The sequence below is a fragment of the Serpentinicella sp. ANB-PHB4 genome (assembly GCF_031432315.1).
Classification (GTDB): domain Bacteria; phylum Bacillota; class Clostridia; order Peptostreptococcales; family Natronincolaceae; genus Serpentinicella.
The window spans coordinates 1-22,368 of sequence record NZ_JAVKGO010000002.1 but is presented as its reverse complement, the minus strand read 5'-3'; the positions used below and the strand labels follow the sequence as shown (position 1 = coordinate 22,368).

The 22,368-nt window shown below is 33.1% G+C and carries 20 protein-coding genes and 1 pseudogene; 5 read left to right on the top strand and 16 right to left on the bottom strand.

Annotation, left to right across the window (positions count from 1 at the left end; translation table 11 throughout):
- Positions 1-69 precede the first annotated feature (69 nt).
- A complete protein-coding gene (locus RH915_RS02670) occupies positions 70-1,458 on the bottom strand; it encodes a [Fe-Fe] hydrogenase large subunit C-terminal domain-containing protein (protein WP_310477769.1) in 1,389 nt (462 codons plus the stop codon).
- A gap of 213 nt (positions 1,459-1,671) precedes the next feature.
- On the opposite strand from RH915_RS02670, the gene RH915_RS02665 reads away from it, so the two are divergent.
- Positions 1,672-2,382, top strand: coding sequence for a DUF542 domain-containing protein (locus tag RH915_RS02665; protein WP_310477768.1), 711 nt, complete (start codon positions 1,672-1,674; stop codon positions 2,380-2,382).
- Positions 2,383-2,453: 71 nt separating this feature from the next.
- On the opposite strand, the gene RH915_RS02660 is transcribed toward RH915_RS02665, so the two are convergent.
- The 4 genes from RH915_RS02660 to RH915_RS02645 form a co-directional block, all read right to left on the bottom strand.
- Positions 2,454-2,960, bottom strand: a complete 507-nt coding sequence (locus tag RH915_RS02660) for a type 1 glutamine amidotransferase domain-containing protein (RefSeq protein WP_310477767.1) — start codon at positions 2,958-2,960, stop codon at positions 2,454-2,456.
- Between the two features lie 83 nt (positions 2,961-3,043).
- A complete protein-coding gene (locus tag RH915_RS02655) occupies positions 3,044-3,628 on the bottom strand; it encodes a hypothetical protein (RefSeq protein ID WP_310477766.1) in 585 nt (194 codons plus the stop codon).
- A gap of 322 nt (positions 3,629-3,950) precedes the next feature.
- A complete protein-coding gene (locus tag RH915_RS02650; protein WP_310477765.1) occupies positions 3,951-4,913 on the bottom strand; it encodes a D-2-hydroxyacid dehydrogenase in 963 nt (320 codons plus the stop codon).
- A 187-nt stretch (positions 4,914-5,100) separates the two neighbouring features.
- Positions 5,101-6,318 carry an NAD(P)/FAD-dependent oxidoreductase gene (locus RH915_RS02645; RefSeq protein WP_310477764.1) on the bottom strand — a complete coding sequence of 406 codons (1,218 nt, stop codon included), beginning with the start codon at positions 6,316-6,318 and terminating at the stop codon, positions 5,101-5,103.
- Positions 6,319-6,675: 357 nt separating this feature from the next.
- Between RH915_RS02645 and RH915_RS02640 the strand changes: the two genes are divergently transcribed.
- Complete coding sequence (locus RH915_RS02640) at positions 6,676-7,056, top strand: hypothetical protein (protein WP_310477763.1); 381 nt, start codon at positions 6,676-6,678, stop codon at positions 7,054-7,056.
- 210 nt (positions 7,057-7,266) lie between these two features.
- On the top strand, positions 7,267-9,072 hold the full coding sequence (locus RH915_RS02635) for a MutS-related protein (protein ID WP_310477762.1): 1,806 nt from the start codon (positions 7,267-7,269) through the stop codon (positions 9,070-9,072).
- Positions 9,073-9,372: 300 nt separating this feature from the next.
- On the opposite strand, the gene RH915_RS02630 is transcribed toward RH915_RS02635, so the two are convergent.
- The 4 genes from RH915_RS02630 to RH915_RS02615 all read right to left on the bottom strand — a co-directional run bounded on the left by RH915_RS02630 (position 9,373) and on the right by RH915_RS02615 (position 14,091).
- Positions 9,373-9,555, bottom strand: a complete 183-nt coding sequence (locus RH915_RS02630; RefSeq protein WP_310477761.1) for a hypothetical protein — start codon at positions 9,553-9,555, stop codon at positions 9,373-9,375.
- 266 nt (positions 9,556-9,821) lie between these two features.
- The gene (locus RH915_RS02625; protein ID WP_310477760.1) at positions 9,822-10,460 is read right to left on the bottom strand and encodes a hypothetical protein; all 639 of its coding nucleotides are present in this window, start codon (positions 10,458-10,460) and stop codon (positions 9,822-9,824) included.
- Between the two features lie 44 nt (positions 10,461-10,504).
- A complete protein-coding gene (locus RH915_RS02620; RefSeq protein WP_310477759.1) occupies positions 10,505-13,207 on the bottom strand; it encodes a hypothetical protein in 2,703 nt (900 codons plus the stop codon).
- Entirely contained in the window at positions 13,204-14,091 is an 888-nt protein-coding gene (locus RH915_RS02615; protein WP_310477758.1) for a hypothetical protein, read from the bottom strand. The genes RH915_RS02620 and RH915_RS02615 overlap by 4 nt, the downstream gene beginning before the upstream one ends.
- Before the next feature lie 749 nt (positions 14,092-14,840).
- Here RH915_RS02615 and RH915_RS02610 point away from each other — a divergent pair.
- Positions 14,841-14,990 carry a hypothetical protein gene (locus RH915_RS02610; protein ID WP_310477757.1) on the top strand — a complete coding sequence of 50 codons (150 nt, stop codon included), beginning with the start codon at positions 14,841-14,843 and terminating at the stop codon, positions 14,988-14,990.
- Positions 14,991-15,235: 245 nt separating this feature from the next.
- Here RH915_RS02610 and RH915_RS02605 read toward each other — a convergent pair whose 3' ends face one another.
- From RH915_RS02605 to RH915_RS02590, 5 genes are all read right to left on the bottom strand, one after another.
- Positions 15,236-16,669 carry a LuxR C-terminal-related transcriptional regulator gene (locus tag RH915_RS02605; protein WP_310477756.1) on the bottom strand — a complete coding sequence of 478 codons (1,434 nt, stop codon included), beginning with the start codon at positions 16,667-16,669 and terminating at the stop codon, positions 15,236-15,238.
- A complete protein-coding gene (locus RH915_RS02600) occupies positions 16,650-16,781 on the bottom strand; it encodes a hypothetical protein (protein WP_310477755.1) in 132 nt (43 codons plus the stop codon). Before RH915_RS02600 ends, RH915_RS02605 begins: the two co-directional genes overlap by 20 nt.
- Positions 16,782-17,479: 698 nt before the next feature.
- Entirely contained in the window at positions 17,480-17,626 is a 147-nt protein-coding gene (locus RH915_RS11485) for a hypothetical protein (RefSeq protein ID WP_442985494.1), read from the bottom strand.
- 324 nt (positions 17,627-17,950) lie between these two features.
- A complete protein-coding gene (gene safA / locus RH915_RS02595) occupies positions 17,951-18,568 on the bottom strand; it encodes a SafA/ExsA family spore coat assembly protein (protein WP_331618263.1) in 618 nt (205 codons plus the stop codon).
- Between the two features lie 712 nt (positions 18,569-19,280).
- Positions 19,281-20,075: a hypothetical protein gene (locus RH915_RS02590; protein ID WP_310477753.1), complete on the bottom strand. Its 795-nt coding sequence runs from the start codon at positions 20,073-20,075 to the stop codon at positions 19,281-19,283.
- 1,017 nt (positions 20,076-21,092) lie between these two features.
- On the opposite strand from RH915_RS02590, the gene RH915_RS02585 reads away from it, so the two are divergent.
- Positions 21,093-21,416 (top strand): hypothetical protein, encoded by a 324-nt coding sequence (locus RH915_RS02585; RefSeq protein WP_310477752.1) that lies wholly within the window; start codon positions 21,093-21,095, stop codon positions 21,414-21,416.
- Between the two features lie 40 nt (positions 21,417-21,456).
- On the opposite strand, the gene RH915_RS02580 is transcribed toward RH915_RS02585, so the two are convergent.
- Complete coding sequence (locus RH915_RS02580) at positions 21,457-21,861, bottom strand: hypothetical protein (RefSeq protein WP_310477751.1); 405 nt, start codon at positions 21,859-21,861, stop codon at positions 21,457-21,459.
- Positions 21,862-21,911: 50 nt separating this feature from the next.
- Positions 21,912-22,178: pseudogene (locus RH915_RS02575) on the bottom strand (transposase); the annotation flags it as partial.
- Positions 22,179-22,368 lie beyond the last annotated feature (190 nt).

Genomic DNA, 22,368 nt, shown 5'->3' with positions numbered 1-22,368 from the left:
CAGCAAGATTATACGCTTGCTGTTTTATTTTGAAATTATTTAAAAGCTTTACTATACCACCTTGTCTTGTCACTCTCTAGTAAGGAAATTAAACATTTCCTCATTTTCAACGATATCTTCAATAGATTCTAAGCCTAATTGCTTTAAAATCTTTAACAAGTTCAAATTATCAAATGGGGTCATAATGAGGGAGTCTTCACCAAAGTCATTGACATATTTAGTTGCCTTTTCTACTTCTATATTCGTCTTGGGACCACCAACGCAACCACCTTTACAGCCCATACCCTCTATAAAATTGTAATCTATTGTATCATTAACCGATAAATCATCTAATACTTTTTTACAATCTTGGACACCATCAACTTTCTTTGATTTTAGCTTAATAAGTCTTCGAGGCGCTAGTCTATTAACAACCGTTTTAACTGAAAAGCTAACGCCACCAGTTCTTGCATATACTCTTCCACCGAAGGATGCTTGATCCTTATCATTAGGCGTTAATTCAGCAAGGTCTATTTGTAGGGCATTAAATATTTCTTTGAGCTCTCTAAAGTTTAAAACAAAATCTATATCCCCTTTTAAAGTCGGTTCCTTTGTTTCTGCTTTCTTAGCAACACAAGGTGCAATAAATACTACTTTAACGTCTTTATATAGCTTTTTAAGAAATCTACCCGAAGCAATCATTGGAGATATAGAAGGTGACATATATTTAAAAATATTAGGGTAGTTTTTCTTCGTTAAATTAAACCAGATGGGACAGCAGCAGCTCGTTAAAAAGAAGTCATCCTCGGATTGTACTAAATGATTAAATTCAATTGCTTCTTTTATGGTTAGTATATCTGCAAATAGCGCTACTTCAATCATATCCTTAAAGCCTAGAAGCTTAAAGGCTGTACGTAACTTACCCATAGAAACATTGTCTCCAAATTGGCCAACAATTGCAGGGGCAACAGTAACATATACATCCGTTTTGTCGTCCTTTAACAAATCAATTAAGGGTAAGAACTCAATTTTATCCGCTATAGCCCCAAAGTCACAGCTGGGAATACAGGCGCCACAGCTTAAACATTTATCACCTACAATAACAGGACCCTGGTCTCTTTTATATATGTGGGCCTCATATTTACATTCCTCTATACTTTTACAGTCCGTCTCCTCACAATATTCACAGGCTCCATCTACTCTTGAAACTACTGGAAAGGTAACCTCTTTAAAGTTCTTAATTAAATCTAACTCATCCTTAAATCCATCACTACCACTAGGATCTAGTCCCATAGCTATACGAATATGGTCTTTAATAAAAGGAATATCATTATCTTCAAAATCAAATTCTTCTTTAATGTCCTGGGCTAAATCATTTAAATCATTTACATCTTTAAGCTGCCCACTCCAGTAACGCTTTACAAGCTCACCAAATATGTACATACGTTTTTCTTGAAAATTGCTAAATCTATTTACCAAGTTAGCACCCCTTTTCCTAACTTTAAAATATTAATAATAAATCTATACCCTCTTTTATAGAGAATAAAATTCCTTTTTTATATAATTACTACTCAAAAAATATCTTTTATTAAGTTAATTTCAAATTCTTTCGGGTAAGAAAATATTAACGAAGAAAGGATAATAATTAAAATTTATTACGTCTTACTAAATTAATATAGGAGGAACAGATATATGTTTAAATTTAAAGATGAACAAAGTATAGGTGAAATTGTATCGATAATGCCTAGTGCGGCAGACATATTTAATGAGTTCGATATTGATTATTATTTCAATGGAGATAGGTCCTTGTCTATGACGGTAAAAGAAAAAGACTTAGACGAAAAAGAAGTATTAGAAAAATTAAATGCTATGTATGCCCGAGTAAGTAATACACATCAAGTAGATTATAGATCATTATCCCTTAAAGAATTAACAGATCAGTTAATAGAAAATCATCATAGCTATGTTAAAAGAGTATTACAAGAAATTAACGAGCTTTCTAAGAGGGTAGTGAGGGGTAACGGACCAAGTCATAGTAATTACTTTGAAATTCACAAAACTTTATACGAACTAAAAGTTGAGTTTGACGAACATTTAAAGCACAAGGAGACTGTTTTATATCCACTTATACATAAATTTAGCGAGAACCCCACGGATACACTTTTAGATAAAATTAAAGAAGAAGTAAAAGCTATTAAAGAGAATTATAATCGTCTTCAAAGGATTCATGAGGAACTAACAGATATAACTAGAGATAATTGTATTCCACAAAACGAATTAGATTCTTATTGGTTAATTTTTAGAAGGATTACAGAGTTAAAGGACAACTTATCCTTTCAAGCCCATATAATTAATAATATTATAGTGAAAAAACTTAATATGTTATTTGAACCCGCTTACTAGCATTTTAAAGGGGATGGTGATTTTTTACACTATGGTAAAAAGTCTCCCATCCCCTTTTTAAAAATTAGTTTCTATTTCAAAGATTCAACAATAGCTTTACCGAATGCAGGTAAATCTTTTGGGGTTCTAGAGGTAATGAAATTACCATCTACCATGATCTCTTGATCAACGTATTTAGCACCGGCATTTACAATATCATCTTTAATTGAGAAAAACCCGGTTAATGTACGGCCACTTAAATCACAGCTAGATATCATCATCCACGGACCATGACAGATCGCTGCTATCGTTTTGTTTTTATCATTCATACCTTTTACGAACTGTACCGTCTCAGGACACTGTCTCATCTGATCTGGAGAGTATCCTCCGGGAATTATTACCCCATCGTAATCCTCTACTGATACTTCCTTAGAAGCATAATCACTCACTGCAGTTATACCATGCTTACCTTTATAAGCTACATCCCCTTCTGCGCCTATCAGGTCAACATGAAAACCTTCTTCTTGTAATCGAAAGTAGGGATAGAAAAGTTCATTTTCTTCAAAAGTATCCGCTACTAAAACTGCTACTCTTGTCATAAAAATCCCTCCTATTTAGTAACTTATCTTACCCTATTACATTAAATACCACATTTGAGCCTAACTAAACACACTATATCCTTTTAGTTTTCCGTTAAATTAACAACATCCCTATAAAGTTCTACCGTTATCCAAAGTCCAAAAATCAAGAGGAATCCGGAAAACAAAATATGCTCATGCCCGATGGACCTAATTCCCCAAAAAATAAATGCTGTACTGAAAAATAATTTTATAAATACCATAAAATCTAAGCCACTATAGCTCATTGATTGCTTATAGGCCTTCCATAGGGGTTTTTTATCACTTTTCTTCTCTTTGAATGCTGTCCATTCTTTTTGAAAATCGGAATACAGAAAAGTGCTTGATACTATGGGAATCCATATAAAGCTCTCAATTTGATAATAGTGATAAAACAACAATACAACAAAATGACTAACAACAAGCCAGGCAATACGAGTCGATAAATAGGGATCTTCTTTACCATCTATCCTAGAAACAAAAATTTGCATTATACGCTTTACAAGGCTGATTAAACAAAGGTAAAGCATCAAGGCTGGAATATGTAAGATACCTACCAACACAGTCGTTACACCTATAAAACCGTAAAAAAGTAGTGCTGGTAAAAAAACCAGTGCAACAACTAAATAAATGAATTTTTTATTTTTCAATTTAAATTACTCCTCTGTCTTTGAACGATAGCTCCATACACTCTTCTAGGTTATTTATTTTTGTTTCTTTCCGCCCAACTTCTTTTATATATTAAACACAATTTATCTATCCATTTTTTACAAGTATTGCTTCTACTTTATCAAATTTTTAAAATGATATCAATGCATTTAAAGTAGTTACTCATTGTATAACCAGATTATCTTAAATAAAAAATTTGCCACCCCAGTATATTAATAAAACTAGATGGCAAATAAATTATAAGAATATTAAACTTGTAAGTCATTATTAATCTTAGATAGCTTTATAGTAAATATACTAACTTTATTGTGATATTACTACATTGATTGGTTCGCCGTTCAAAAACATTTTTAGGTTATCAACTGCAATATCCATTAGTCTTGATCTTGCTTCAAAAGTAGCCCAGGCTATATGGGGTGTAATTATACAATTTTTAGCTTTTAATAAAGGATTGTCTGGTTTTGGGGGTTCAACTGCCAGTACATCCAAGCCTGCACCTGCAATTAAATTGTTGTTTAACGCATTTGCCAAATCCTCTTCTATAATAAGTTGCCCTCTAGATGTATTAATAAGAAACGCAGAACCCTTCATTTTTTTAAGATTTTCATAATTTATTATACCTTCAGTTTCAGGTTTTAAAGGACAGTGTAAGCTCACAATGTCTGAATCTTTAAATAGGGTATCAAACTCAACCCACTTAAAATTTTTCCTATGTGACTGATCGCTTTTATTTGTATTATATGCTATTATGTTCATTCCAAAGGCTGTAGCAATATCTGCTACAGCTTGCCCTATTCGTCCAAACCCTATTATGCCTAATGTCTTACCTTGTAACTCAATTAATGGTTGTTTCCAAAAACAAAAATCTTTAGCTTCATTCCACTCTCCCCTTAAGACCGCCTCACTATGATCCTTTACCCGCTGTGTTAATTCTAATATTAATGCAAAAGTCATCTGTGCTACAGATCCAGTACCATATGTAGGTATATTGGTTACAGTTATATTCCGCTCTCTTGCGGCTTTAATGTCTACAACATTATATCCCGTTGCCGTTACACCAATATATTTTAGCTTATCTAGTTGTGACAATTCTTTTTCTCCTAAAGCAGTTTTATTTGTTAAAATAATATCCGCATCTTTAGCTCTTTTGACTGTCTCTCTTGAGGGCGTGCGATCATATATTTCAACTTCTCCTAGCTCTTTAATTTTATCCCAACTTAAATCCCCAGGGTTTAGAGTATATCCATCTAACACTACGATCTTCATATTAAAACCTCCATTTTTAGTATTTAAAATCTTAAAGTGTATTCTGTTTATACCCAAATATTATTATCCTATTTAAGCTAAGCTTTTAATAAGTACACTTATAAAGTTAACTTTATACTAGGAATACAGAGAAATCATTATTTTTTACTTTTTGAAAAATAAGTAATTAAAATAAAATAAATGGTTATTATTTATTAATCAAAGGGCGGTTCTGTAAATATATGTCTAAATGTGAATTTGAACCTTTAGTAATAAGATCTGTAATTATTCTAGCCAGAACCATACTGTAAACCATCCCATTATCACCATAAGCCATTAGGAAATACCAGTTGGGAAATTGTCCATAGGATCCTATCATAGGCAATCCATCATGGGTGCCACCATAAATAGCTGACAGATAGAACTCAGGAGAAACTTTAATATTAGGAAAAAGTTTATTAAATTCTCCGATTAACAAATCTTTTTTGCGGGTTAACTTACTATCCCGTTCTTCAGGAATTGTTGTTGTTTCATCTAGACCACCAATGATAATACGATTATCCGCTGTAGTGCGCATATAAATATATGGTCGAGCTGTTTCCCAAATTAAAGTCTGTTTATGCCAGTCAGACAGATCCTCCACTTGATTGGTCACTACGGCATAGGAACTTTCAAATACTACATTCTTATCTTGCTTAAATTCTTTACATTCGTAGCCCGCAGCTACAATTACATAACGTGTTTTGATAGTACCACCATTTTTAGTATGTAACAAAGTATGGTCTTTTTCTACCTTCTTCCCAATTATATGGGTATCTTCAAATACCCGTATTCCCTTTTTATAAGCTTTGTGTATAAGCTCTAAGGTAAATTTATAAGGGTTTACTACAGCATCATTCTTTGTGTAGATAGCTGCTGCTTTCTCAAAGGGATAGACTTGTTTAATATCATTTTCTGACATTAATTCAACATCAAACCCATGTTTCTTTAAATACTTGTATTCCTTTTCAATCTTTATTACATCCTCTTTATAGCTGGCATAGTAGAGGCTATCTCGGCGAACAAAGTCAACGCTTTTATCTAAGTATCTACATACTTCTTCTATTTCGTTTATACCTGCTAAACATAACTTTAAATGTGTAGCAGCGATTTCTTCCCCAAAACTATTAATTAGTTCATAAAACATTTTATCACCAGAATACTGTATAAGTGCAGTATTTGAAGATGTACTTCCTTGGCCTATTTTCCCTTTATCTACTAACACTACATTTAACCCTTTTTCCCATAAATAGTAGGCAGTTTGCGCGCCTGAAGTGCCTCCACCGATAATCAAAACATCACATTCAATATCATATTCAAGTGGTTCATAGGAAGGAGGGTTTGTTATGGTTTTATTCCAATAAAGCTTTCCTGATTGTAAATTCATTACTATATTAACCTCCTCATTTATGCAAACATATAAGCACTTTATATTATTAACAATATAATAAGATTGAATTATACCTTAGGCCATTAGTAGTATTTAAAAAGACACTACTTTCGTTTTTGTAAAATTATTTATGTGTTCATATTGAATATTAATTTAGGTTTCTATATGGTGTAATTTTACATGCATCATAAATTTCTTTAGTTTTTTTCATTTATTACGCTATATTTTATTGTTCCATTATTCTATCAATATATTAAATAAAACCCAATACATAATTATGAAGGCATTTGTAATGATATTATGTTAAAATAACATATGTAACATTTGCATTTTATTTATAGGGAGGAAGATATTATGGACAAGAGTATTTATATTATTGGAATTATATTGATAGTTGGTGTTGCATTATTAGTGGCTTACTATCATTATAGAAAGAAAAACTTAGATCAGTTTTTTAGTCAGGTTTATCTGCAAGCTAAACAAGTACCAAAGCAAAAGAAAAATAGCTTTCTATTACTACTATTTAAAGAATCTATTTTAGCATCTAAAAATAAAAAAAATGCTTCATCGCTTGCTACTAAATTTCAAAATCCTAAGTTCTTAGAAACTCAGCTAATTCAAATGTCAAGAGTGCTTAAAGATAGCTCTAATGTTAAGGATAAAACAATGAAGAAGGCACTAAATCTTTTAAAAAGTTATCACCAATGGGAAAAGATACAAAAAACGAAAAAGTAATTGTAGTTAAACCTACTAGTAAAGTAGTTGAAACATATTACTATATTGGTAAATAATAGTATAGGGTTAAAGTAACTTTAGACTATGGTGTAATAGCTAATAAGAAATACTAGAATAAAATCCACTATTTAAAGTGGATTTTTTGTTAAATAAAATAATTTTTAATGATTAGCGTATAGTATATAGTGTGTTTGCTTAGGAGTTGATTTTATGAATGCAAAAAATACATATAAAAAACGTATATTCAAGTATGAGAAATTGTGTGATACATTAAAAAAGCGATTACATGCAACGGGAAATTGGAGACTCTTAACCGCTATATCAGGCATTATTATTGCTGCTATAGCTGACTGGATGGCGTTATACTATTTACTTTGGAGCGTTCTTGTTATTTTCACCTCTATCTTTATATACCTAGTTGTCGTCTATAGGAAAATTAAAAAGTTACTGGTTTACGGAGAACAAATACTTAATATAAATCGTAACGCTTTTAAAAGATTAGAAGGTACTTGGTTAGACTTTACAGACACAGGGGAAGCATTTAAAAATGAAAATCATGCGTTTTCCCATGATTTAGATCTTTTTGGTCGAGGCTCATTATTTCAGTGGATTAACACTGCTAGAACTTATTTAGGTAGGAAAAAACTTAAAACATTTTTGACATCCCCCTGTTATGACCATAATACCTTAAAGGATAGACAAGAGGCATTAAATGAGCTTGGCAAAATGAGATGGTGGAGACAAAAGTATGAAGCTGAAGCGATACAAATAGTTGAACAAACAAGTAATGACAATGATTTATTAAAATGGTTAAAAAATAATAATCACAATGATTTATATACTAGAAGTGATATCATTTATGTTTTTAAGCTATTACCAGGGCTTACAATAATATCTTTCTTACTTAGCTATGGGTTTAATCATATTCCTAGGCTTATCCCTGTTCTTCTGATTTTTATACAAATTTCTTTACTTTTAATAGGCGTTAAAAAACGAAATGAAGCTCTAAAAACAGTTTATACTTCCCAAAGAAGTATTAGGACATATGGAAAGATGCTTAAGCATTTTGAAAAAACGAGCTTTAATTCTAAATATATTAAAAACTTAAAAGATAAGATTATGGATAATCAAGGCCTTACGGCTTATGACCAGTTAAAAGCCTTAGAAAAAATTGCTGATAAAATATCTAATAGAAGCAATTTTGTGTTTATCCCAATTAATATTATTTTCTTATGGGACTATCAATGTATGATTGCTCTGGAAAAGTGGAAACTTAGTTCAGGTCATTTAGTTGAAGAATGGCTAAGTACATTAGGTGAGCTCGAAGCTTTATCTAGCCTAGCTATTATTAGCTATGACTATCCAAACTGGGCAGTACCCGAATTTACTTTAGAAAAATCTGTATTTATTGCCCAAGATATAGGACACCCACTATTAACAAACAAGCAAGTTTATAATGATTTAACAATTAAAGAACCTCAAACTATATTGTTAATTACCGGTTCAAATATGTCTGGTAAAAGCACTTTATTGAGAACTGCAGGGATAAATCTTGTTCTTGCATATGCTGGGGCCCCTGTTTGCGCTAAGAAATTTAAATGTTCCTTCATGAGAATTTTTACCTGTATGAGAGTTAGTGATAACTTAGAAAAAAGTATCTCCTCTTTTTACGCTGAGCTACTTAGAATCAAGGAAATCATCCAGGCTACAAAACATGATCAACAAGTGTTTTTCCTACTTGATGAAATATTTAAAGGAACTAATTCTCACGATAGGCATATTGGAGCCAAGAAATTAATCACGAAGCTTTATAAGGAAAATGCAATGGGATTCGTTTCAACCCATGACCTAGAGCTAGGTGAGCTTGAGGAAGAGACTAACGGAAGCGTGGTTAATTATAATTTTCAGGAGCATTATAAAAATAATAAAATATACTTCGACTATAAGCTTAGAAAAGGAATATCTACAACAAGAAATGCACTTTATCTAATGAAAATGATAGGAATTGAAGATTAATTGTTTGAACTCCATCATTAGCACTTTCTTGATAAAATAACTAATCCACTCTTTTGAGTGGATTTTAGTTTTATATATTTATGTGGTAAACAATATAATTTAACAATGCGCTATTGCACAGGGGGCGACACTTGATTTTTACACCATCACAACAATACAACCAAAAGGGTGTGTGGTCAAGACCCATTTTGCTTCATAGCTTTATTTAGGTGGCATCCTTTATATTTTCTGGAATATCTTCTATTTTAAAGTCACTTTCAGAATATGCTAAAAATTTGATTTCTTTCTTTTCAAAATCAATCAAATATATATTTCTTGGCTCATATTGATAATCTTCAATCCATAAACTACTGAAAATAGCTGTTTTCCATCTACAGAAAAGCTCCAATTTGTATCTTTGAAACCAGCGTCCGATTTTGTGATATGGCGATCGTAGTGACTTGATGAAGCATTTTTTTCATTAGCGTAACCCACGCTATTCATAAATTTCATTTTGGATTGTTCATCCTAAATATTCCATACAAATACTTTTAAACTCCTTTTTTCACTTAATTATAATATGCAAAATAGTACACTCCTTTTAAAACAAAATCCCTCAAACTTAAGTCTGAGGGAACATGTATTACTCTTTAAATTTTCATTTGTTGTAACAGTAATAACTGCTTCTCCTTCTGATACCCCTGTTACTAGGATTGCAGTAAGCTGCTATATTTCCCCTGATTTTACAAGGGAGGATAATGATAAATAAATTAATCAAAATAAAAATTCACTTGAATTTCTGCATTTTGGTTTTGCCTTTCCATAATCTCAAATTTCTGCGTAATATCTTTCAGCTCTTCGCTATCTACAGGTAGTTCATTCCATTCTTTAATATGCTCACCTATTCTATCCACACCTTCCTTCACACGAAAAGCATGTGAGCTATCTGCATATGCATTGTCATCATTATAAGGTATATTTTCCAATTCAAACTCAAATATTTCGTTCAGTTCACCAGTTCTTTCAATTCTAATGGTTAAAGCCTCCACCGTTCTTTGATCTTCAGAAACCCTCCCTGTTAAGAAGATTTCTTCTTGTAGATCATATCTGCCAAAATCGTACTGTACTTCCCTGTTAGCGACGGATTCCCCTTCAAAATTCAGCTCATCCCAAATTATGTCTATAAAGGTTCCCAATTGAAATATAGGGATCTCTTCATCATCTGACTCATACCTTAATATGAAATCAAACAGAACCTCGTGTGCATCGATGACTTCAGAACTAGAACTTCCTTTGTCTTGTGAATCAATGTTATTACTGATTTGATTACTCTGACCATCACCATTGTCACATGCACCAAGTAATCCTAAAACCAGAAAAAGCGAAAATATTACAAGTATTTTTTTCATTTTACTCCCCTCCCATTGTTTGCTTCAGTGTTACTATTTGATGACTATTCACTTCTATCATATGCATCATTTAGATCATCCAAGGTTTCTTTCATAGTTTGTTGGGCTACTGAGTCCCCAGTTTTACCATATACTTCTGATTTGGCCGTTTCGAATATTCCATAATCCCCTTTACTTTTCACCAAGTTTTCTAGATAATCTCCAATAACATCGTCAGCTGCATTCCATACTGTTTGATTTGCTGCTTCATATAAGGATTTACCTTCATAAGCCCACTCTGTAATAAACTTACGTATAGCTACTATTACTTTAACTGCCAGCCAACCAGGAACTACAACTCTCCAACCAGTTCCTGTTATTACTACTTCACGTTCTTTAAGTTGATCGCAAAATTCTTTCCAGCCTGCTTCTGCTCCTCCTATGGTAACGCTTGCCGGACTAATACTGTTATATATATTATTAATGTGTCGCTCTAGCCAGCTAATAGGATCTAGTCCTTCATAAATATATACTTTGATACAGTCCACCATCATATTACGAACTAAAGGAGCTATCACACCTCCTGCTGGCCCTAGTTTAACTTTTACTACTGAATTAAAACAATGATCGCCTGCCCACTCTGCCCATTCTAATACGTTAACTATCCTATCTGCCCATATTTCTACGTCTTTATATCCTTCAGCACCTTCAGCAAGGACTAATAACTGAGCAATATTCCAAATTTTACGCCTTAGTTCGTACATTCCTTCTGAGCCGAGCACCTGGGATTGACGGTCTAAGATATCTTGAAACTTTGGTCTATGGGCTTCAGGAACATAATTATCTATGACATACTGACAGCGTTGAATTTCTTTTTCCCTATCAAAAGGTACCATATCAGTTGTTTCTACTTTGAATACTATCTCTTTTGAAAAATCTTTTTCCTCCTGCCCTTTGATGCTTAGTTTAACTGCTACATTAAGGTTAATACCTCCTCCAGGTATTTCTTCTTTGATATAGAAACTATACTCAGTGAAACTTTGACTTGATGACTTAGTTTCATGTGCTAGTTCGCCCACCTCCATAGCATTTTTAGTCTGTTCATCAGTAGGCTGAATTTCTATATTTAGATTTTCAGATGTAAGTAGTTGAGGTTGATTGACTGCTCTATTATTTTGTTCATCCCATACTACTGCCTGAAGTCTTACAGATAATTTTTCCTGCTCTCCATCTGCTTTTAAGGTATATGTGCTATCCTGGTTTCGACCAATTTCAGGGTTTATATGATATAGACCTTCTTGCCAAACTATAGCTTTAATCAAATGGATTGCTTCACCCTTCTCGGAAGTAGCCTTTACTAATATTTCAGCCATTTCATAAGGGTGATTTTCATTCATTTCTTTTGCTGCTTCGGTAATAGTTAGAACTGCACTATTGTTTTCTACTTTTTCTATTTCAAATTCTACTAATCCATCATCTCTTTCAAAGCGGAGTTCTGCATCAAAATCCCATTCGGGTTCTACAAGATAGAAAGTAACGTTATTTTGGAAAATGCCACCTTCTCCTACAAAACGGAAACTAATCACAGCATTATCTGTAATTTCTTGCAAAAATACTTGTATAGTTTCTGTATCTCCCGTTTGTTTTAAAAAGCCCACACTGTCTTTAATAACATCAAGCTGTAATTCCTCATCTACAGTAGTTACCGCTTTTACCGAGATTCCCATATAATCTCCACTCATCTCAAGAGCTCCCATTTCCAACTGACTACTTTCAGAGAAAATGTTTATGTTGGCTGTCAAATCCGGTCTTGCTATTTCTTCACCATCTATCGTGACTTCAACCATCCGAGCATAAACATAATAGGTTTCTCCATCACTAGTTATTTGATTACCAAAATCCTTATAAAGCACCATTTTGTAGGAACTATCTGATTCCTCTTCTTCTTTTCTTCGACTCCTGTTGGCTACAATTTCAGTTGCACCTGCACCACTCGCTGCTGATGCTGCACCCGCAGCAGCTGCGGCTACACCTACTAGCCCTATAACTATAATATTGGAAACATCTACTGAGGTATCCCCAGGTGTATCCCTTGCTTCAGTGTCAATGAATATTGAAGTTAGACCAGAGCCACTATCAGTACCGAATTCAAATGTATAATTGTCGCTTAAATATCTAGGAGGATTTCCAAATCTTGATCCTTCTTGATATGTAGGAGGCGTTGTTCTTACATCCATAATAGTGTTTATTTCCATTTCTACCCGTTCATCACGAAATACATCTATATCATCAAACCCCATAGTAAATTCATTTGGATCTATAATCATAGGGCCAGAAAAACTAAATTGTTGTGTGTCTACCCTGTACAATTCATTGTTTTGTTCATAGGCGTTTCTTATAGTTTCGAAATAAAACTCAGTCTGACCAACAAAACGATATATAGGCTCAGGTGAAGGATCCCCTTGCCAGTAATCATTGTAATCTATAAATCTACCAGTAATTAATATGTTTCCACTGTATGTGATATTTTCTTCTGTTTGCTGGCAAACAAACTCACCAGAAACGCTATTGGAATAGGCAACTTCTTCTTCAAGAGGTGCAGAAAGAATACCATCACTTAAAAGCAAACCCAGATAATGATTGGTTGATGCATTAGCATTTTCCTGATAATCAAAATTAATTGTGAAGTTATCAGCAGCAGCTACTGGTGCTGTTAGTAGACCTAAACAAAAGACAATAACAATACCAACGGTCAACAATTTTTTCAAGACGAGATCACCTCCACTCTTTTTCCATATACAAACTTAATAACTAGTGCTACTATAAGCAAAGTAATACCCGCTAAATAACCTATTCTTCCTCCTGAAATATATGAAAGTGGTACAGCAAGGGCAAATCCAGAAGATAAACCAGCAATAATATAGTTCACACGTGTAACTGTAGGAATGTCCTTAGAAATTTGATATATGATAGATTTAATAAATCCTCTTAAAAATCCTGCCCGGTTACTTAATGCTCTTAATGATAAAATCAAGCCACTAATGGCTGCCATGTTGGTCATAGGAGTAATATCTCCTGCCATAAAATTATATGCAATTAAAGATATTCCACTACCTAATAGTAATGAATCTAATGACTTATGTTTACGAACTTTCAAAGTTCCTAATAGAACCTTAGCACCACGAATGCTTGATATGATTTTTTTATTGCCAAATATATTTATAGTAGTTGTAAATAATAAATAAGTAAGTAGCCCCTTACCTACAACTCCCCCAATTAAGCCAGCTACACCACCACTAGTACCTCCTTGAGCAAAAGTAAGAAGGTTTAATACCTTTATAAATTGGTTATCTACTACAAATGAGTTTAATAACATTAATAAAAGCCATACTGATGAAATAAATATTATTAATATCAGTGCCTTAAAATTACTAAAAAGCAACTTAAATCCTTGGAAAAACCCGGTAATAGAGTCTAATAAAAATTGTAAAGGTGATAAGTTTCCGCTAAGCAAACCACCTAAACTCGGTAATAAATGTAGCGTCATCTCACCTTTAGATGTGTCAGCAACCATCTCTGATATTTTAATCTTTTTTTCTGCATTTTCATTTGCAATTTGATCCTGATTGAGTTTTGTTTTGTCAAGTTTCAATATAAACTCCTCCTTTATTATGCATAATATAGACTATGGGTGATCATTCAATTATGGTGTTTTGAAGGATATTAATTCTTTATTATTATATTCAAAGGGTTTAGTGCCTAGTTCACTAGAACCAGTTAATTCAAGTCATTGCTTTCAAAAATCCAATTAATAGTTGTAGCCGACATAAGATCTGCCCTATCCTGATCTGTAACAATATCTCCTTCTTCTTCTCTAGTATAGAATACCTCAACCGTTACCCTTCCACTGGTGGTTATACTGAAATTTTACTAACATTTATCGACCAAGACTCTCCTTGCCATGGGTCTCCATACCCCCATGAGTTGAACCGCTGTAACTATACTCACCTTTTAAAAGTGGAGAAATTCATGTTTTCAACTATGAAACTCAGTAATCCTCCTTTCCCTTTTTTGTTTTGATTAAATGCCGGTAGCAGCTTTTATCATATCGGTATCCATATTACTTAAAAATACCTAATATTTTTCTATTTGTCTATCACCCTATTGGGTGATATTGTAGTGTGCAAGCTTTCGAGCCTCTGTAGTAAATACTTCCACATCTCAAAACTGTGCGCTGCGATTCAAGCCAGATGGTACTAAATTTAATCCAACTTTGTCGTCAAGGTCATTATTCACCGCTCTAAAATTTCACCCTTTCGGGTGATATACAGCAAAGCCTTTTATATATATTTTAAGAGTGGGTGCTCTAAAAATATTAAGGAAGCAAATGGAGGTGAAATAATGGAATATATTCTTGGCATATTAGTAATGGTTGGATTTGTTTTATTAATAATATTTAAGGGAAAATTTACACATAGAAATAACAAATACGACTATAACAATCATGATGATGAAGTAAATATCGTAGATGTAACTTCTGATGATGATTAGAAACAAACAGTAAACAGTGGAAAAATCAATCACCAATGAATCAACAAAACACTTTTTTAAGGCTGCCTAAGTCAAACATACTGAACCACAAAGCACATAGCATTTAAATCAACTTCAGTTCAACCTATTTTACAAGAAGGAGAGCTGTTTCACATCACTTAAAGGGGTGATTAAAAACAAAAAGGCCCTCACCTTTTAGGGTGAGGAACCTTTTAATCTGCTATTTATAAAGGTTTTTAAGATTTTTAATGCGAAAAGCGTATATCCAGAAGCAGATGCATCAGCTCTGCCCTACTTTGGACTTCGGCTTTGGAGTAAATATTTTTCACATGAGTTTTTACGGTATTTTCGCTCACATGCAGTTCCCCGGCAATCATTCGATAGGTCTTGCCCTTGATGATTAAAGCAGCTATTTCAACTTCGCGCTCAGTGAGTTTTTCTTTTATATTAAACTCACCAATCAACCGATCCTGTTCCTGAGTCGGTATTTCGGTAATAGCGGTCAAATAAACATGGTTTTTAAGCAAAGTGATCAGCCGCTTATGTAAGGGCGGAAGTAAGACAAGGGTAATACACACCACACCCAAGGCCAGCATGCTGGAATTCTGGTTTTGTTGGCCTGCAGGGCTGATCATGATTCCGATAAGACCGCCCAACAGAACTCCCAGGATATTAGCGGAGAGACCGATTCCCATGATTTTTGCAGGATTTTCATGAAGTTCTAGCATTTCTCCCAAAATACTCCACCAAAACAAGTCATACACACCGCAAGCTCCCAGGATCAGGGTATTGACTATAAGATAATCCACCCATGAACGACCAAGCAGAAAAAAGGCGATAAAGGAAAAGCCAATCATAGCAATAGCAACATAGAGGATATAAGCCCGATTTGTTTTACGGGGTAGATTCCGCATAATAAAGATGGCAACAATATAGGGTAGAGCCCAATACCAGCTTGATAGCCATTCCAGATGGGCGAAAGCGGGACCCTGCACCTGATACATCAGACCAGAATTGATGGTAATGACCACAATAAACAGACATAGAAAAACGAGAGGTCCGGCTTTCCCAGCATGAATCTCCTCCTGACCAGCAGAAGGAGGGTTTTCCGATTCCTCGTCTTTGGGGAGCCTAAGGGCAAATAAAAACGCAATACCTAATATTAGCATGGAAAAACCAAGCCCAGCGTGTGGGGAAATATGAATTGCAACCATATTGATCAAAATCATCAGGAGGTTCGAGCAGATGAGTCCATCCGCTATTGTCTTGATCCGTTCGTCTTTCGGCGTGTAATGTTTGAAATAAAAACCCCAGGCAGCCACACAGCAGCCAACCAAAAACGACGCCGTGAGCAAGGCCATCATCCACAAAATGAAGGGCGGGCGGAAAAATATGCTGGAGGCCACAATACAAAATACAATTGAAAAAAGTATGAGTCGTTTGGCCCTTCTCAAGTTTTTAACAAAGAAGCTGCAGGTAAGCAGCCCGGCAAAATGAGCTATCATCGTGCCAAAAACAAAGGAATCAGCAGAAATATTATAATTGTCGGTAAGGGCATACAATATCCTGCCTTCGAAGGGAAAGGCCAACAGCCAGGAGAAAAACAGAGAAAAAACGACAACGGATAACCTACGGTTGCTCATTGTCTTCAGTGTGTACTTATCGAGTTTGCTTTTCATTACTTCTTGCCCCACTCTCAAATATTATTCTAGTGACCAATATTTTCACCCCGTCTATCCAACTGCTGATGTCATATTTGCCACCTATTTCTTTTACGATTAAATAATTCATGTTATAATCTCCCGCTAAATGTTTTTTATCATATCATAAAACTATATGTATTTCAATGTCTCAAAATACGTCTTAAACTTCCTAATAATTAGGAATAATTTTTAAAATAAGAATGGACATTGGAAAATTCGAATAGAAGTATCCACTAAATAGAGCATTTGAAATTGGAAACTCGTTTTAAAATTTATTTGAATATGCCTAGATGAAAGCGACACATAAATATAGTAATTTTTATCTATAGTATATAATTCACCTATCAACATATCAGCCAAGTTTCTACTTATACCTGATATTGCTATAATCTATCTATTCGTCAATCCCATTGACTTTAATCTTTTTATCAACAATATTTTTTTCTCTATTGAGATGTCTTCTATGTTGTTAATTCCTAATGTTTTCTTCTCATTTTCTACAATACTTACTGCTTCCTTATCTGTTCTTGTAATGTTATCTATTGTTAGATCTGTTGGAGTAAAGTCTTTCTTCCTAAATTCTTTACTAAAGGTTCTTTTTCTTTTGTTTTGTTTTAATGATATACACTAAGTAAAAGCTCCGTATCAGTTAATGTTTTTTTCTTTATATATTCCTTATAACTGTTCCATTTGTAATCTGTTCCCGTTTCAACTATTTGTGCTTTTACTGGGTTGTTTAATATGTGCTTAGCTACTTAAATTGGATACGCCTCTGTCTCTACACATTCACTTTTTAAATCGATCTTGAAATACGTACCCTATTCTATTGTGTCTTTGATTGAACCAATCGCCATAAGTCCCACTTGCTTTTTTCATAATTGTACTAATTGTAACTTCATTTTCTTTTATTAACAAATGTGCATAGTTATCCATTAAGCAGTAAGCATATAGATCAAATTTTTTCCTCTTTCGCTTTTCTTAAAATTTCTATGAATTTGTTCTTGTCTACTTCATCATTGTATATACTTGAACGATTAATTCCTCTAATCATAATATAATATACTCCTGTTGAACTTATCTTTCTAGCTGCTTTAGATATCCTTACACCTCCCTTTCCTTCTTTCAATTATACAATTTCATAAGTTAGTTACCATATTTTAATACAAAAGTCACCATCCCCTTTTGTTTTTGGATAACAAGAAGCCAGGGTTATTAAATATTAATAACCCTGGCTTTATTACTTGTATCTATAGTTATCTAATTATTTATAAACATTTGAGTCCAATATGGCCCTCTTGCACCAGATGCGTAACCAACTCCGATTTCAGTGAAGTTAGGGTTTAGTATATTTTTTCTATGCCCAGGTGAATTCATCCAACCATTCATTACAGCTTGTGCACTTCTCTGTCCTCTTGCAATGTTCTCTCCAGCAGCAGTATATCTTATTCCAAAGTTTTTCATCATATTAAACGGTGACCCATAAGTTGGCGAAGTGTGTGAGAAATATCCTCTATCCCTCATATCATTTGACTTGTACCTAGCCACCCTTGATAGTTCCCAATTTTCCTTCATTGGATTCAATCCATGTTTAGATCTTTCAATATTTACTAATCTTACTACCTCAAGTTCAAACGCTCTACCTGAAGCTTGACTAGGTATTGTTATTGTCATACCTGGATAGATAAGATCAGGGTTTTCTAACTGAGTATTTATATCGACTAATTCTGATACACCAACTTGATATTTTACAGCAATTCTCCAAAGAGTGTCTCCTGACACAACTGTATGGCTTTGAGTATTGGCTTCACTGCTTAATGGTAACGCTCCTAATGAAAGGAATAATACAAGAATTAAAATAACTGATATTTTTTTCATATTCATTCCTCCTCCTATATAAGTATACATTGTTTAGAAGGAGGCGTAACCCCTCAATTATTGTTAGTTTTCCAGTAAATATCCAGTTTTGTTAATCATATTTTTTAATAAATATCTACATACGCTCTAATTTTTAATACATTATTATAAACATGGACAACTTCATTAATATTTTAACTTGGTGCTACAAAACAAAAGGCTATACGATTGATAACCCTTATCATAATATGGTGTATCCCTGTTGAACTCACTTTTCTAGTTGCTCTTGTCATTGTCCTCTCCCCTTTTCTACTATCTGTTATTAGACTATAGCATCACCAATAAGCAATTACCATATTCTAGTGTGAAAAAGTCACCGTCCCCTATTCTTTTTTTGACCTGCCTCTTTGATAATAGTTTGGGATTGATCTTGATAACTAACTTAATCCAGTATATTAAATCTCATAATTTTTACAATACACTAAACATGAAAGACTTAAGCTATTTTGTGTTTTTGCTCTTTGAATTATATTTGGGCTTCGAAAGGGGACTGAGTGGTCAAGACCCATTTTAGGTTACACCTTGGGTACGGTTAAATAATGTAATTTTTCCTGGCACTATATTTTTTGAAGGTCTCGAAAAAGACCAGATTTAACTTTGAGATCCTAACTGTCCCTACTATAACATTGTTGACTTTGAGGATTACTGTTCCTTAAAAATCCAATTTAGGTGCTTATCGTCTATTAATTGCATATTCTTGAATAATTTCATCTTTTTCTATATCTATTAATACGAATTTATAATACCCTAGATTTAGACCATCATCATCTGTTGGTAGTAGCGTACCTATTGTTTTATCATCTATACCTACAAAGTGCGGTTCAGCATTAAAATATGCCCCTCGCAAAGTGTTAAGTTCATAACTTGACGAAGCGTTATCTAAGGTGTGGACAAAATAGGTAGACTCTTCAGAGTTATACACTATTTTAAATTTCAACACATCATGGTTATCGTTGTTTTTATGGAATATATTTTCAGTATTAAATTTGGATCTCACTTCTTCAGGAACATCTTCTATCTTGAAATTATTTTCCTCATTAGCTAAGAATGTATTTGTTTTATTCTCGAAATTTAAAAAGTTGATATTTGTTAGCCCTTTTTGATCTTGATTTGATATGCCTATAATTGCATATTCACCGTCTAGGGTAAACCTCAAATTTGTATCATGAATTCCACCAAAAGATTCATGTAACTTTATCGCTCTATCAATTTTATTATCCTTGATATTATACCTTAATAAATGGCTACCATGCCCTGCATATATGTAATTTGATTGGTCTTGAAAGTAAGTAATCCAACCTTGAGACCCCCATATAACAGTCTTTAATTCTTCCCTAGCACTTTGTATATTTACAAAATCAAGGTTACTAACTTCGTTTGTATTATTGACCTTTCCACTACATCCCTGCAATACCAAAGAAAAAAGAAGTATGAATAAAATACAAACATTAATTACTCGTCTCTTCATTTTATCCCCTCCACCATCAAATCTAAAAATAAGGAACAAGATATAAATCTCACCGAATATATTTTGGGGCATTACTTCAATCAGTTGGCTGATTATTAATTATTTTCTTTCCATGTTTGATGAAATTTTATAGAACCTTTTCTCATTTTCGTACCAAGCAACAATACCAGATATTCCACTAAGAACAAAGAGGAAAAACACCAAACCCATAATTGTATTTTTAGATAACTCCGATATGATAAAACTAGGTGTACGGCCATTTACTACATATTGGTTTCCAAATACGATCACTAGAATTAAAAAACTAGTTCGTTAGCCATTACTGAAAATATTAAATAATCGTCCTTTTTTTCTCCTTTTTTGCCATTTATAATAAAATCTCTTTTCCAGTAAATCACTTCTCATAATTCGAAAAATCGCAAGTGGAATAATAACAAGGGCAACTACTATATAATACAAACTCATATAATATACATGGTTGTAGAGAGGTATGGTTAATAGCATTACCAGTAATAAAATTATGACAATATTTTTTCCCTTTTTTAGCTCATTTAGAATCAATTAATATCCACCTTCCTTTTTTTAATGTGTATAAATATCTACCAGCAACTATACTTTATTTTAGTTACTGTACATTTTCATCTGTGACGATACATAACAAAATGCACCGCTATTCATACTAGCAACTTATTAAGTAATGATTATTGATAAGGTTACGATTAAATTCTTTGATATAGATTTTTCAATTTTACAAACACTTTTGTACCTCCCATAGTGCTGATTTTAATCATCTTTATATGCTTATATAACAAAAAATGAGGCGTATTCATACACCTTCTATCTTACTTTTAATTATATCAATTGTTATAATATATTACCATATTTTAGTGTATAAATCCGTGTCCTCTTTTATTTTCTTCTATATTTTATTTACTGCTGAAATTCTTTAAATTAAAAGGTGTGTATTTATTATAAAACTTCATACAATATTAGAAATAATTAAGGCGGTGATATCACTTGCTTTTAAATACTGTTTTGGGATTTATAATCCCTTGGATATTTGGTGTGTGGTTAATTCTTAAGTATAAAAAGCTAGTTTTTATCATATATCCTTTTTCAAGTGTTGTATCTCATACCTTTAATTCTTTTGGTTTTCATGCAGGTTATTGGAAAGTTACTCCTATAGATTATGGGGTTTTTTCAGCTTTACCATTTGATTTAGGTCTTTTTCCGTTATTAGGGTATTATTTAATCTATGTCATTTCAAAACAAACCGGAAGCGATATATTCTTATATTTATCTTTAGCCTTGGCACTACTATTCTTGAGTTTACTGGAGTAATAAGTAATAGGACAAAATGGGACGGTGACTTTTTACTCCATTATATACCAATAACTTTATTTCTACTTATACCTGTTATTGCTATAATCTGTCTATTTATCAATCCCTTTGCCTTTAATCTTTTTATTAGTAATACTCTTTTTTCTGTCGAAATGTTTTCTATATTATTTATTTCAAATGTTTGCTTTTCATTATCTACAATGCTTTCTGCTTCCCTATCTGTTCTTCTAATGTTATCTATTGTTAGATTAATTGCAACTAAGTCTTCTTTCATAAATTCTTGACTGAAAACCTCTTTTGCTTTTCTTTTGTGCGTATGAAATAAACTAAGTAAAAACCCTGTGTCAGTTAATGTGTTTTTCTTTAAATATTCCTTGTAACTGCTCCATTGATAATCTGTTCCTAGTTTAACTTTTTTTGCTTTTCTGGGTTGTTTAATATGCATTTAGCCACTTCTATTAAATACGCCTCTGTTTCTACGGTTTCACTTTTAAATCAATCTTGAAATACGTGTCCAACCCTATTGTGCCTTTGATTAAACCAAGCGCCATAAGTTCCACACACTTTTTTCATAATTGTACTAATTGTAAATTCATTTTCTTTTAATAGAAAATGAGCATGGTTATCCATTAAACAATAGGCGTATAGCTCAAACTTTGTTTTTTCTTTTGTTTTTGTTAGGATTTCTATAAATTTGTTTTTGTCTTCCTGATCTATGAAAATATCTGAACGGTTGATACCTCTTATCATAATATGGTAATCCCTGTTGAACTTACTTTTCTAGCTGCTCTTGTCATTGTCCTCTCCCCTTTTCTACTATCTGTTATTAGACTATAGCATCACCAATAAGTAATTACCATATTCTAGTGCGAAAAAGTCACTGTACTAGACCCTATATAGTGTACATGTAAGGGACGGTTATGTATACTACTTATAAGGGGAGATGATACGG

Excerpts from the sequence above, each read along its gene's own strand:
- RH915_RS02665 (WP_310477768.1), top strand. The coding sequence starts at position 1,672 with ATGTTTAAATTTAAAGATGAACAAAGTATAGGTGAAATTGTATCGATA.
- RH915_RS02660 (WP_310477767.1), bottom strand. The coding sequence starts at position 2,960 with ATGACAAGAGTAGCAGTTTTAGTAGCGGATACTTTTGAAGAAAATGAA.
- RH915_RS02650 (WP_310477765.1), bottom strand. The coding sequence starts at position 4,913 with ATGAAGATCGTAGTGTTAGATGGATATACTCTAAACCCTGGGGATTTA.
- RH915_RS02645 (WP_310477764.1), bottom strand. The coding sequence starts at position 6,318 with ATGAATTTACAATCAGGAAAGCTTTATTGGAATAAAACCATAACAAAC.
- RH915_RS02640 (WP_310477763.1), top strand. The coding sequence starts at position 6,676 with ATGGACAAGAGTATTTATATTATTGGAATTATATTGATAGTTGGTGTT.
- RH915_RS02635 (WP_310477762.1), top strand. The coding sequence starts at position 7,267 with ATGAATGCAAAAAATACATATAAAAAACGTATATTCAAGTATGAGAAA.
- RH915_RS02630 (WP_310477761.1), bottom strand. The coding sequence starts at position 9,555 with ATGAATAGCGTGGGTTACGCTAATGAAAAAAATGCTTCATCAAGTCAC.
- RH915_RS02625 (WP_310477760.1), bottom strand. The coding sequence starts at position 10,460 with ATGAAAAAAATACTTGTAATATTTTCGCTTTTTCTGGTTTTAGGATTA.
- RH915_RS02610 (WP_310477757.1), top strand. The coding sequence starts at position 14,841 with ATGGAATATATTCTTGGCATATTAGTAATGGTTGGATTTGTTTTATTA.
- RH915_RS02605 (WP_310477756.1), bottom strand. The coding sequence starts at position 16,669 with ATGAAAAGCAAACTCGATAAGTACACACTGAAGACAATGAGCAACCGT.
- RH915_RS02600 (WP_310477755.1), bottom strand. The coding sequence starts at position 16,781 with ATGAATTATTTAATCGTAAAAGAAATAGGTGGCAAATATGACATCAGC.
- RH915_RS11485 (WP_442985494.1), bottom strand. The coding sequence starts at position 17,626 with ATGGATAACTATGCACATTTGTTAATAAAAGAAAATGAAGTTACAATT.
- safA (WP_331618263.1), bottom strand. The coding sequence starts at position 18,568 with ATGAAAAAAATATCAGTTATTTTAATTCTTGTATTATTCCTTTCATTA.
- RH915_RS02590 (WP_310477753.1), bottom strand. The coding sequence starts at position 20,075 with ATGAAGAGACGAGTAATTAATGTTTGTATTTTATTCATACTTCTTTTT.
- RH915_RS02580 (WP_310477751.1), bottom strand. The coding sequence starts at position 21,861 with ATGCATATTAAACAACCCAGAAAAGCAAAAAAAGTTAAACTAGGAACA.